The organism is Leisingera sp. (genome assembly GCF_034669605.1).
GTDB lineage: Bacteria > Pseudomonadota > Alphaproteobacteria > Rhodobacterales > Rhodobacteraceae > Leisingera.
This window is the reverse complement of sequence record NZ_JAXMOX010000138.1, coordinates 1-12,636: the sequence shown is the minus strand read 5'-3', so window position 1 is coordinate 12,636 and position 12,636 is coordinate 1. Positions and strand designations below refer to the sequence as shown.

Annotated in this window: 10 protein-coding genes and 1 tRNA gene; 8 read left to right on the top strand and 3 right to left on the bottom strand. The window is 59.2% G+C overall.

The window, feature by feature from the left end:
• From VOI29_RS16350 to VOI29_RS16340, 3 genes are all read left to right on the top strand, one after another.
• Nucleotides 1-1,117, top strand: a 1,117-nt coding sequence (locus VOI29_RS16350) for a TfuA-like protein (protein WP_323780918.1), incomplete at its 5' end; no start/stop codon positions are given.
• Between the two features lie 42 nt (nucleotides 1,118-1,159).
• Nucleotides 1,160-2,458 (top strand): hypothetical protein, encoded by a 1,299-nt coding sequence (locus VOI29_RS16345; RefSeq protein ID WP_323780916.1) that lies wholly within the window; start codon nucleotides 1,160-1,162, stop codon nucleotides 2,456-2,458.
• Nucleotides 2,459-2,607: 149 nt separating this feature from the next.
• The gene (locus VOI29_RS16340) at nucleotides 2,608-3,432 is read left to right on the top strand and encodes a hypothetical protein (protein WP_323780913.1); all 825 of its coding nucleotides are present in this window, start codon (nucleotides 2,608-2,610) and stop codon (nucleotides 3,430-3,432) included.
• A 76-nt stretch (nucleotides 3,433-3,508) separates the two neighbouring features.
• Here the strand turns inward: VOI29_RS16340 and VOI29_RS16335 are convergent, their stop codons facing one another.
• Nucleotides 3,509-5,281 carry a tetratricopeptide repeat protein gene (locus tag VOI29_RS16335; RefSeq protein ID WP_323780910.1) on the bottom strand — a complete coding sequence of 591 codons (1,773 nt, stop codon included), beginning with the start codon at nucleotides 5,279-5,281 and terminating at the stop codon, nucleotides 3,509-3,511.
• Nucleotides 5,282-5,352: 71 nt separating this feature from the next.
• The gene (locus VOI29_RS16330) at nucleotides 5,353-6,003 is read right to left on the bottom strand and encodes a GNAT family protein (RefSeq protein WP_323780907.1); all 651 of its coding nucleotides are present in this window, start codon (nucleotides 6,001-6,003) and stop codon (nucleotides 5,353-5,355) included.
• A 308-nt stretch (nucleotides 6,004-6,311) separates the two neighbouring features.
• Between VOI29_RS16330 and VOI29_RS16325 the strand changes: the two genes are divergently transcribed.
• A tRNA-Arg gene (locus VOI29_RS16325) sits at nucleotides 6,312-6,388 on the top strand.
• 603 nt (nucleotides 6,389-6,991) lie between these two features.
• Here the strand turns inward: VOI29_RS16325 and VOI29_RS16320 are convergent.
• Entirely contained in the window at nucleotides 6,992-7,348 is a 357-nt protein-coding gene (locus VOI29_RS16320; protein ID WP_323780904.1) for a hypothetical protein, read from the bottom strand.
• Here VOI29_RS16320 and VOI29_RS16315 point away from each other — a divergent pair.
• The 4 genes from VOI29_RS16315 to VOI29_RS16300 form a co-directional block, all read left to right on the top strand.
• Entirely contained in the window at nucleotides 7,323-7,700 is a 378-nt protein-coding gene (locus VOI29_RS16315) for a winged helix DNA-binding protein (RefSeq protein WP_323780901.1), read from the top strand. The genes VOI29_RS16320 and VOI29_RS16315 overlap by 26 nt on opposite strands.
• A gap of 53 nt (nucleotides 7,701-7,753) precedes the next feature.
• Nucleotides 7,754-8,662 carry a LysR family transcriptional regulator gene (locus VOI29_RS16310; protein WP_323780898.1) on the top strand — a complete coding sequence of 303 codons (909 nt, stop codon included), beginning with the start codon at nucleotides 7,754-7,756 and terminating at the stop codon, nucleotides 8,660-8,662.
• Nucleotides 8,663-8,757: 95 nt separating this feature from the next.
• A complete protein-coding gene (locus tag VOI29_RS16305) occupies nucleotides 8,758-10,446 on the top strand; it encodes an NAD(P)H-dependent oxidoreductase subunit E (protein WP_323780895.1) in 1,689 nt (562 codons plus the stop codon).
• A 3-nt stretch (nucleotides 10,447-10,449) separates the two neighbouring features.
• A partial coding sequence (locus tag VOI29_RS16300) for a molybdopterin-dependent oxidoreductase (RefSeq protein WP_323780890.1) occupies nucleotides 10,450-12,636 on the top strand: 2,187 nt, incomplete at its 3' end.

Here is a 12,636-nt window from a genome sequence, read left to right as displayed (position 1 = left end):
CAGCGCCAGCATGGGCGCGCTGCGGGCGGTTGAGCTGTCTGCCTTCGGGATGATTGGCACCGGAAACATCTATGAGGCGTATGCTGCTGGCGAAATTTGCGACGATGACGAAGTTGCTGTCCTGCACTGCCCGGCAGAAATGGGCTTTGCTCCGCTAAGCGAACCAATGGTCTCGATCCGGGCAACAGTGGCGCGCGCGGTAACTGATGCAGCGCTGGAAGCGGATCAGGCTGCTGAGCTGCTCAGAACGGCCAAGCGACTGTTCTACCACGACAGGACTTGGGAACAGATCCTTGCGGGCGTTGCGGACGCATCCAGGCTTGGCAGGTTCTCGGCCTGGCTGGAAACCGGGCGGGTGGATGCCAAGCGCGAAGACGCGCAGATGATGCTGAACCGCATGGCGGCCGTTCTGCAGAATGAAGCGATGGCCGCTTGCATGCCGGCACAGAGGGTTGAACGCTCGCTTGCCTGGCAGGGACTGGTACGGCGTATCGAGGCGGAGGCGCACAGCCTGCCGGACGCGGATCTGCGGGTGCTGGATGAGTTGCGCCTCGAGCCGGAGCGATTTGGTGAATTCCGGACCCGCGCTGCATTGCGCTGTATGGCGCTGGAGGATGCCAAGCGAACGGATTTGGGTGCAGACCGGCAGGAGATTTTGGAGCAATTGAACCGCCACCGGGAAACACTCAAGCTTTTCCGCAGTCACGACCTAAAGCGGTGGCTGGCGGAAAACGGTCTGACTGCTGACCGGTATGAAGCTCTGCTTGGAGAAACAGTGCTGGCCGGCACTGCTGTGAACGCCCTGGACAGGGATTTGGACCTGCACTTGCTGGCGGAGCTACGGCAAGCAGACGCCTATGCGCGATTGAACTCCCGGGCGGTTTCCAAATCGCAGTGGTTGGCTGAGCGGGGCGGCGATCAGCCAGAACAGGACCGGGTGCACTTGACCGTCTGGTATTTTGAAACGCGCCTGCAGCGCGAAGTCCCGGATAACCTGGCCAAGTATGCTGCGGGCATCGGCCTTGGAACCCTTGATGATTTCTATGCGCTGATCCGGCGTGAATTCATGTATCATCAAAAGGGAAAAACACAGTCTGCACCGGAATGCAGCGATTAGGCAGGGCAAATACGGCGAAACCTCCGCAAGATTGGAGGGCACATGGATGACACCCTTGGGATGGCGGAGGAAGCGCCGGGAACGCGGTTTCTTTTATTTCCGCAATCGCCGTTCCGTACCGCGGATCCGGAACCGGAACTGATCGAGATTTCCGCGCCGCCGGGTTCAATCGGGCCGGGCCCGTCGGGGCCGCGGATGTATGCGGTCAATCCTTTGGGAAAAACAATTCCGTTTGGCGCCATCGTTCCTGGCCCGTCGGGGCCGGGTATGTATCTGCCGCCTTGGCTCGGAGAGATCCAAGAGCCTCCTGCGCCGGATGAAGATGGGCATTTTGTTCACGTTCAGCCTTCGGATCCCGGCTTTGAAGCGGTGCATTTGTTTGCCGCCGCCCATTTCACGCTGGATGTCTGGGAGGCGTATTTTGGGCACCCGATCCCCTGGCATTTTGAACGCGATTATGACCGGCTGGAGCTGTCGCTGCTGCCGAGCCTGGACAACGCGCATATCGGCTGGGGGTTTCTGGAAACCGGCGGCACCAGCGAACATGGCGGCGAATACCGCGCTTACAGCCTGAACTTTGATGTGGTCGCCCACGAGATCGGCCACGCCATCATCTACAGTGTAGCGGGAATGCCGGTCTCGGATGATGTGCCGGGTGAATACTTCGGGTTTCACGAATCTGCAGCCGATATGGTGGCGCTGATAGCCTCTCTGCACTTCGGGTCGGTTGTGGAGGAACTGCTAGAGAACACGAAGGGCAATCTCTACACGTTAAATCAGTTGAACCGCTTTGCCGAACTTGCCGGGAATGCGCAAATCCGGATGGCGGCAAATACCCGGACGCTTCAGGAGTTTGTGTCCGGCTGGAGCAGTGAACACGCGCTTTCCGAACCTCTGACGGGGGCGATGTTCGATATCCTCGTCGATATCTTTCACGAGCGTCTGCTGGTTCATGACCTGATCACACCAGAAATGGAGGACCTGTCCGACCGGTTGGAGGAAACACCCTATTACAGCGATGTCATGCAGGCCCTGTTTGATGCGCGCTATGCTCTTGATCCCGAAGGGTTCCGCATCTCTCTTTTGGAAGCTCGTGATTTTCTGGGCGCCTATCTGGCGGCAGCGTGGAGCATGCTGGATGCCGCAAACCTAACCTATGCGGCGGTGGAGAAAGCGCTGTTAATCGTTGACCAGGAAACAACCGGAGGCGCCTTCCGCACGATCATTGAAGGCAACTTCCGCATGCGGGGAATTGGCTTTGCCCAGGCTGGTCCGCGACTGGCCGGGGCGGATGAGGACAGCCACGCCCATTCAGTGAGAACAAGAATTCCCGGCGGCTGACTGGCTGATTGTCTACAAATTTTATTCATTTCGTGCTAATTTGCATTTCAGGGGGGACATTGAAGGCATCAGAACCTGCAGAATTTCCGGACCTGTCCTTTTTTGAACTGTCATCCTGAGTTGTTTCCATAGCCACAGGAGTGTGTACAGTGGCCGAGTCTTTGCTGAGTTTTTCTGAAGTGCTGTTATTTGGGCGTCTCCTGAACGATCTGCAAATTGTCAGGTCCGATATCAAGAAAACGGTCCGTGTTGCGACCGTTGAAAAGGTGAATCTGAATAATGTCGATACGGAATTGGATGGGGTTGAGCTTGCTGAAGGCGACCTGGTCCTGGTGCGGCGCAACAACGCAAATGAAAATGGCGTGTACAAAGTCACAGCCGGAGCCGGAAGCGCTTTCAAGTTGGCGGTCGAGAAGAAAATTTCGGCAGACGATCGCGTAGCCGTTCTGGATGGCATTGAACATGGGGATACGGTCTGGACGCAGACCAAGGATATTCCAAAGCAGAACTACAAGCAGGCAGGGCTTCGGGGGCGCGGGCGCAACAATCTTTTGGATGCCCAGCTCAGCTTGCATGCGAAGTTTGCCCGGATCTATGGCTTCGCCTATGAAGGAACCTATCACGAGTTGCCGGAACCGGCCTTGTTCCTGGTGCATGGCGAGGGTAAAAGTGCGACAGACAATATCCCCGCCAATCAGGGTGCACGGGCGCCTCAGAATCCTTCCATAACCGGTGTCGCCTCGGCAGAGTATCAGATCGCAAACGACATCCGGGTCTGGGATTATGACAAGGCGGATTACTCGATCAGGATGGACGTGATGACCGGCATGCTGGAACAGGTGCTTTTGGATGTTTATTTCGGTGGCGGCGGGCCTTCGGTTAGCGGTGCCAAGGTCAGCGGTGCCAAGGTCAGCGGAGCCAAAGTGAGCGGAGCCAAAGTGAGCGGAGCAAAAGCACGTGGATCCGGCGACTAGGCCTGAGGATGGCGCAGAGGTATGCTGTGAAGTTTCAGGGAAGGACTGACGTCTCTACCCGGGGCGGCGGTCGTTGTTAAAACCCGGCCTTTTTTAGGCCTTCGACAAAATGCAGCGTGTCTTCTTCCAGCCGGTCAGGCTGCACTTTGGTCCAGCGTTCCAGTGAAAAATTCGGATGTGCTTCGCGGTGCCGGGCGGCCATGTCCCGGGCCAGCTCCATCTTGCCCAGCTGCGCATAGCTGGCGGCCAGCATCCGCTGTCCTTCGGTCGGGTTGTTCATCTTGGTGAGCGTTTCGATGACCGCCTCATAGTGTTTCAGGTTGTAGTAGGCGCCGCCCAGATGCCAGAGATATTGATCGGGAAAATAGGGGTTCAGCCGCATCGCCTGCTGCAGGCTTGCGATGGCTGTTTCATTGTCGCCGGAATGTGCCAGCGCGTCAGCGTAATCCGACAGAAGGTCGGCATCGTTCGGATTAAGCGCAAGGGCGCGCCGGTAAGCGCCGATCGCTGCGTCATGCTCCTTCCGGTATAGGTGCACAAAACCCAGCTCGCCGAAACCGCGGGCATCGGTTGGATCCAGTTCCACTGCTTTCTGGGCATAAGACAGGGCTGTGTCCAGCGCGTGCTCGGCGTCCTTGGCCCAGGAATAGCGCCAATCTATGTTGAGGGTCCGTGAAATTGCAGCCGAAGCCCGGGCATAATCCTGGTCCCGGGCAAGGGCCCGTTCGTACAGGGTCTGGGCTTCGCGGTTATCCTGCCGGGTGTAGCGGAAGATAAACTGTTGCCCGCGCAGCACAAAGCCGTAGGCCGCAAGATCTGCCGGTGCTGCCTGTGCCATCCGTTTGCGTTCCTGGGCTTCGATTAGAACAGCGGTTGCGGCGACAATTGCGTCCGTCACCTCGTCCTGGATGGCAAATATATCGTCGATGTTCCGGTCGTAGCGTTCACCCCAGATCGTTCTTCCCGAATCCGCATCAATCAGTTCTATGGCGATGCGTACCCGTGCTCCGGCTCGGCGGACGCTGCCGCGCGCGACGTAGCGTACCCCTAATTCACGCGCGGCTTCTTGAGGCGGCATCGAGCGGGTCTTGAAGAAAAAGGCCGAGTTGCGGGCTATTACAAAGAGGTTTTTGAATTTGGACAGGTTCAGAATGATGTCTTCTGTCAGCCCGTCCGCAAACCAGCTGTCGGATTGATCGCCGCTCTGGCTGACAAATGGCAGCACGGCGACCGACGGGATGCCGGGGGGCGGACGGCCTGCTGGCTGAGCTTCCGGAGGGCGCAAGGTGGCGGCCATGGCTGCTCCGGCGACTTCGCTGCGGACACAATAGGACGGCACCGGTTCCGCGATATTCTTAAGCCGCTGCGGGCCAAGAAATTCAAAGCCGAAGCGCAACCGGTTGCGGATCTGTTCATAAACGGAACCGCTGACATAAACCCGGCCCGGTTCGGCGATTTCCTGCAGCCGGGCGGCAATATTGACATTGTCGCCGTGAATGCCGCGGTCATCGACCAGGATTTCGCCCATATGCACACCAGCCCGAAATCGTAGCTGCTGGTCCTCTGGCCGTGCACTGTTGCTCTGCGCTGCAATGCGGTGCAGTTCGACGCCGAATTTCACCGCGTCTGTCGCTGTCTCAAACAATGCCAGAACCCCGTCGCCGCGGACCGCAACAACCTTTCCGTTATGCGCATTACATGCTGCTTCCAGCTCTTCCAGCAGGGATTTCAGGGCGCTGTAAGTGTCGATTTCGTCATTGCCCATAAGCCTGGCATATCCGACGACGTCGGCAAACAGCACTGCTCCCAACTGGCGCCGGACTGTTGATGTTTTTTTATGGCCGCTCACAAGCTGTCCTCCTGCTGTGAGTGTCGGCAGGAATTGCCAGAGAAGCCGGCGCTGCCCATGTGCTTTGTCGCTCAGCCTGCCTGCGGATCTGCCGGACCCGGCGGCCAGGCCCAGCCTGTAATTTCCGCGCCGTGGAAGCTTGCTTGCGAACCGGCGTCAAGCGCCTGCGCCAGGACCCGGCGGCTGGTCTCCCATTCCTCCCTTAAGAGGCCCACTGTGATCATGTCGAAGTACCGGCCTTCTGCATACCAGGCTGCTCGCATCCTGCCTTCGGTTGCGAAGCCGGCGCGCGTGGTAAGTTCCTCGCTGCGGGTGTTGTCGGCACGGTAATAGGATGTAATGCGATTTAGCCCGATCTGACGGAATGCAAAGTCCAAAAGCAGCGCAAGCGCCCGGATGCCGATACCCTGCCGGCGTCTGGATTGCTCAATGAAAAGCGCAATTATGGCGTCACGGTTGACCATGGAGATGTTTTCCAGGCCGGCAATACCGCAAAGCGCATCGGTTTCAGTAACAATTGCAAACCAGCATTTGCTGGTATCCGGCACTGCATCCGCTGAAGGGCTCCAAGCCTGTTCGGTCGCCGGCAAGCTCAGGGGGGAACGGGCAGAACGGTCGAAACAGGCTAGATCGGTCACATTCTGAAACCAGCCGGCCAGAGTAGCCAGGTCTTCTGCTTCCAGCGGCCTGAGGCGAAAATCTGCGGACACCCGGTCCGGCATTTGCGGTCCCCTTTTTCCTTATCGGTATGTTGCTTCCCTTGGCTCCAGGGCGGCGGGAAGAACGTCGCTTTTGCCTTATACCACATTTGGCCGGGCTGGGGTTGCGGAAGCTGGCAGCGCTCAACCATCCTGCGCGCTTTCGCAGGGACCGCCATTGCTGCGAACGTTCGGCAAGGGTGACCGGGCCACCGGACGTCCTGCAAGGCAGGCACGAAATACAGGCGGCAAAGACAGGCAAGAAAAATACGGACCGAGCCCTCTTTTGGGGGTTGCGCCTTTGCTGTGCTACGATTAAACCCCGCCGCAGTGGACCGATAGCTCAGCTGGATAGAGTACTTGACTACGAATCAAGGGGTCGGGGGTTCGAATCCTCCTCGGTCCGCCACTTTGGGAATAATGTAAGTCGAGCAAGCCTGGCAGTTTCGTCGGACTGCTGAGCCAAGCCATCTCACGGCGCTGCGGGCATCTGCTCCCTCCTTTACGGTGTTAATTTCAACATCAACGCTCGCGCCCTCTGTCCCGCCAGTGTCGAATCATCCTTGATTTTCACTTCGGAAGACAAAGCAGGGCGGGCGCAGCCCGGACTGCAGCTGGGTAGTAATCTTACTTTCAGGTCCTGAGCGGTGAAACTGGGAGAGACCCGCGCCGGGTGCGGGAGGCAACGGGTTTCTCCGTGGAGATTGGCACGCCGCCGCGTGAGAGCTGATATTCAGATCGCGGGCCGGATGGCAGGCCGACTAATCAAATGGGAAATTTCCAGGCGCGCTACAGCAGAACGAGGCGTGGCGGACTTCTGTACAAGAGCTCGCCGCTACTTTGTTCCCATTCCGAAGTTGGCAAGAAGTGCAGGGTAAGAACGGCCGGACATACCTGTCACAGAACCCTCGGGGTACATCCGTCCTGCGAAAGGGGAGTGCTGACCAGGCTCCGATTTTTTCAATATGGATATTGAAATCGTTCAGATTTGGTTGGATATATTGAGAGTAATTTAAGTTGGATCTTCAGAAAAGGTCGGCGCCGCCTGAAGCATGCAGAGATTGCCTGCATACCATTGAAAGGGCGGCGGCTTCGGGCGGCGACATTTTCTGCCCCATTGTCTTCGTGCCTTTTCAGGGCCGTTAAATTTATTCTTCCGGAGTTTTTCGTTGGATAACAAATTCGACCATCCGCCTATAATTTTTTCGACTTCTAGCCAGGCCGCTGACACCGCTGCGGAGATGCTGCCGGATGATGGCTTGCACATGATGGAATTGGCGCTTCTACGAGCGGGAGAGGGTTTGGCCCGATGGCAGGCGGTCTGTTTTGAACAGATCAGCACCGTGTCCTTGGCAAGTGCGGAGATCATTCTCCTGCAGTTGATCGGCAAAGGCGGCCGGTCCAAAACGATCAAGGAGCTTGCCCGGAACACCAACCGGACCGACATTCCCAACATCCAGTATTCCTTGCGCAAACTGGCCTCCGCCGGGCTGACCCGCAAACAAGGGGCCGGCCGCTCGGGGGTCACCTACCGCTTGACTGAGGAGGGCTGCAAGGTGGCAGGCAGGCTGCAGGATACCCGTGAACGTTTGCTGCTGCAGTCATTGGCGGGGCGTCCCGATCTGGCCAGGAGGTTGCACAGCGCTGCGGAAACACTGGAGCACTTGACCGAACTGCTCGGCGCCGCTGTTCGTCAGGCTGAAGCGCACGGCGGCCCCTGAGGACGCAGCAGATCCCATTGCGCGGCTCGGCAGAGGCAGGGTATGGTTCGGCTATGATCGAACTGAAGGACCTTCAGCTGCTGACTGCGCTGGCGCGGCACCAGCACTTTGCAAAGGCCGCTGCCGATTGCGGTATTTCGCAGCCCGCGTTCTCCATGCGGATCCGCAATCTGGAGGAACGGCTTGGTTTGTCGATCGTGCGCCGGGCCAACCGGTTCCAGGGGCTGACTGAAGAAGGCATGATGATCGTGCGCCGGGCGCGCTCGATCCTGGATGATGCCAAGGCGCTGGAGCAGGAGATTGCGGCTGCTCGCGGCGAGGTGACAGGCACATTGGTGCTTGGGGTGGTGCCGACCGCTACCGCTTGGGCCGCGCAGCTGGTGGATCAGGTGCATCAGGCCTATCCGCGGGTTCTGGCCCGCGTCGAGGTCACAACATCTCTGGCTATTCAGCAGCGGCTTTATGATGGTACAATTGATGCCGGGATAACCTATTCCGACAGCATGGGCCGGGATCTGATGACAGTTCAGCCGCTGTACGAGGAAAGCTATGTGTTGCTGGCGCCGGAGGAGATGGTGGCCGGCCGTGGCGATGCGATCAGCTGGGCCGAAGCCGCCGAGCTGCCGCTGAGCCTGCTGGACCAGCAGATGCAGAACCGGCGGATTCTGGACCGGATCTTCGATGACTTGGGGCTGAAACCTGAGATCGTATCCGAATCCAACGGCTTCATGGCGTCGATGGTGCTGGCGCGGGAAGGGTCGGTTGCAACGATTCTGCCGCGCGCGCTGATGCAGGCTTTGGGAGACCTCGGCGGAACCCGGGTGCTGTTGCTGATTAAGCCGGAACAAACCCGGCAGATTTGCATCGCCTCTCTGGACCGGACACCTGAACTCACAACTTTGCGCGCTTTGAAAGAGGTAGTTGCGACGTTTGTGAGTGATAGGATGCCGCAAATGGCGTGATAAGCAATGCTTATCGTGCAATCGGTATTCTAGATTTGACGATATTCATTCTTGATGGCATTTCGAGCTGGATTACGTGCTGACTGGAGGACCCCATGGCACCATTGGATGATAGCAAGGGCGTATGGAAGTCCGGCAAAGGCAAAGGGCGCAGAACGCCCAAAGGCCGCCAGGTTGACGACATTGCGCTGAGCGAGGTTCAGGAGCTGCTGGGTGACCGCCCGCGCAACCGCGACCTGCTGATCGAGTTTCTGCACCTGATTCAGGACAAATACGGCTGCCTCAGTGCCGCGCACATCCGGGCGCTGGCCGAAGAAATGCGTACGGGGCAGGCGGAAATCTATGAAGTTGCAACCTTCTATGCCCACTTCGATGTGGTGAAGGAAGGCGAGACCCCGCCGCCGGCGCTGACCATCCGGGTCTGCGATTCGCTCTCCTGCGAGCTGGCTGGGGCCGAACAATTGCAAAAGGCGCTGGAAGACGGTCTGGATGCCTCCCAGGTCCGCGTTCTGCGCGCGCCCTGCATGGGCCGCTGCGACACCGCTCCGGTGCTGGAGATCGGCCACAACCACATTGACCACGCCACCGTCGAAAAGGTGGAAGCGGCGATTGCAGCGGACGATACTCACGCGCATATCCCCGAGTATGAAACCTTCGCCGCGTATGAAGTGGAAGGTGGCTATGCTACGCTGAAAGACCTGCGTGCAAACGGCGACTGGGAAGCGGTTCAGGCGAAAGTCAAAGAAGCTGGCCTGCGCGGCCTTGGCGGCGCAGGCTTTCCGTCCGGCACCAAATGGGGCTTTGTCCGTGCCAACGAGGGCCCGCGTTACCTGGCCGTGAACGGTGACGAGGGCGAGCCTGGCACATTCAAGGATCGCTACTACCTGGAGCGCACGCCGCATATTTTCCTGGAAGGCATGCTGATCGCTGCCTGGGCGGTCGAGGCCGAGAAAGCCTTTATCTATATGCGTGACGAATATCCGGCGGTGCTGGAGATCCTCGCCACCGAAATCAAGGCGCTGGAAGACGCAGGCATTGTCGATGAAGGCTACATCGATCTGCGCCGCGGGGCAGGGGCCTATATCTGCGGTGAAGAAAGCGCGATGATCGAGTCGATCGAAGGCAAGCGCGGCGAGCCGCGCCACCGTCCGCCGTTTGTGGCGCAGGTGGGTGTCTTTGGCCGCCCGACTCTCGTCCATAACGTGGAAACCCTGTACTGGGTCTGCAAAATCAACCGCGAAGGGCCGGAATGCCTGAACTCGGTTGAAAAGAATGGCCGCAAGGGGCTGCGTAGCTACTCGGTGTCTGGGCGGGTGAAGAACCCGGGCGTGCATCTGCTGCCCGCCGGTTCCACTATTACTGACATCATCGAAGCCTGCGGCGGCATGATCGACGGTCATGCCTTCAAGGCATACCAGCCGGGCGGCCCGTCTTCGGGTCTGCTGCCTGCGTCGATGAACGACATTCCGCTCGACTTTGACACGCTGCAGCCGCATGGAACCTTTATCGGTTCTGCTGCTGTTGTGGTTCTGTCCGATCAGGACTCCGCCCGCGACGCCGCGCTGAACATGCTGCGCTTCTTCGAAGACGAAAGTTGCGGCCAGTGCACCCCATGCCGGGTGGGTTGCGAAAAAGCTGTGAAGCTGATGAGCGAAAAGAAGTGGGATCAGGGCCTGCTTGAGGAACTGAGCACGGCGATGGTCGATACGTCGATCTGCGGTTTGGGCCAGGCGGCGCCGAATCCGATCCGCCTGACCATCAAGCACTTCCCAGAGGAGGTATAAGCCATGAGCGACAAGATTACTTTCACACTTGATGGCGAAAAGGTCACGGCAGAGGCCGGTCTGACCATCTGGGAAGTGGCCAACGGACGCGGACTGAAGATCCCGCATCTGTGCCACAAACCGCAGCCGGGCTATCGCCCGGATGGCAACTGCCGCGCCTGCATGGTGGAGATCGAGGGCGAGCGCACGCTGGCCGCCTCCTGTATCCGCGAACCCGCCGACGGCATGGTTGTCACCACCAACAACGCGCGGGCTGAGAACGCCCGCAAGATGGTGATGGAACTGCTGGTTGCCGACCAGCCCAAGCGGGAAGAGGCGCACGACAAGTCCTCTCACATGTGGGACATGGCAGAGCTGAACGGTGTTACCGAAAGCCGCTTCCCCAAGCTGGAAGAGGGCCGTATTCCGCTGCTGGATGACAGCCACGTCGCCATGAAGGTGAACCTGGACGCCTGCATCTCCTGCGGTCTGTGCGTGCGCGCCTGCCGTGAGGTTCAGGTCAACGACGTGATCGGAATGGCGGGCCGCGGCCACGATGCCTTTCCGACCTTCGACATTGCCGACCCGATGGGGGCCTCAACCTGTGTGGCCTGCGGCGAATGTGTGCAGGCCTGCCCGACCGGCGCGCTGATGCCTGCAACCGTGATGGATGACAACCAAGTCGGTGACAGCAAGGATTTCGACTCCGAGACCGAAAGCGTCTGCCCGTTCTGCGGCGTGGGCTGCAAGGTGTCGCTGAAGGTGAAGGATGGCAAGGTCAAATATGTCGAAGGCATCAACGGCCCGGCAAACGAAGGCCGCCTGTGTGTCAAAGGCCGCTTCGGCTTTGACTATATCCACCACCCGCACCGCCTGACCAAGCCGCTGATCCGTCGCGAAGATGCGCCTGCTAAGGGCCTGAACGTCGATCCGGGCAACCTGTCGACGCACTTCCGCGAAGCGACTTGGGAAGAAGCGATGGATCTGGCCGGTAAACGCCTGATCGAGCTGCGGGATGAAGATCCGAAAGCGGTTGCAGGCTTTGGCTCGGCAAAATGTACCAACGAAGAGGCTTACCTCTTTCAGAAGTTCATTCGTCAGGGCTTTAAGCACAACAACGTCGACCATTGCACCCGTTTGTGCCACGCGTCCTCGGTTGCGGCGCTGATCGAAAACGTCGGGTCCGGTGCGGTTACCGCGACGTTCAACGAGATCGAAAACGCCGATGTGGCGATCATCATCGGCGCCAACCCGATTGAGAACCACCCGGTTGCGGCGACCTACTTCAAGCAGTTCACCAAACGCGGCGGCAAGCTGATCGTGATGGATCCGCGCGGGGTCGGAATGCGCCGCTATGCAGATGAAATGCTGCAGTTTCGCCCCGGTGCCGACGTATCGATGCTGAACGCGATCATGAATGTGATCGTCGAGGAGGAGCTGTACGACAGCCAGTACATCCACCGCTGGACCGAGAACTGGGAAGCCGAGAAAGAGCACCTGAAGCAGTTCACGCCCGAGAAAATGTCGGAAATCTGCGGTATTGAACCGGATCAGCTGCGCCGCGTGGCGCGCCTGTTTGCGGGTGCCGACGCCGGCCTGATCTTCTGGGGCATGGGCATTTCCCAGCACATCCACGGTACCGACAACTCGCGCTGTCTGATCAGCCTCGCGCTGATGACCGGCAATGTGGGCAAGCCGGGCGCCGGCCTGCACCCGCTGCGCGGCCAGAACAACGTGCAGGGCGCGTCTGACGCAGGCCTGATCCCGATGTTCCTGCCGGACTATCAGACCGTAACCTCGGATGATGTCCGCAAGAGCTTTACCGATGTCTGGGGCGGCGGCGACTTCTCGAACGAGAAGGGCCTGACCGTGACCGAGATCGTTGACCAGGCCTATGCCGGCAATATTAAGGGCATGTATATCCAGGGCGAGAATCCGGCGATGTCGGACCCGGATGCCGATCACGCGCGGGATGCCTTTGCCAAGCTGGAACTGCTGATCGTGCAGGATATCTTCCTGACCGAGACGGCAAACTTTGCCGATATCATCCTGCCGGCCTCGGCGCTTTATGAAAAGAACGGCACGGTCTCCAACACCAACCGCCAGGTGCAGCGTGTGCGTCCTGCCGTGGCGCCTCCGGGTGACGCGCGCGAGGACTGGACGGTTACCGTCGAGCTGGCGCAGCGCATCGGCCTGCCCTGGGACTACAAG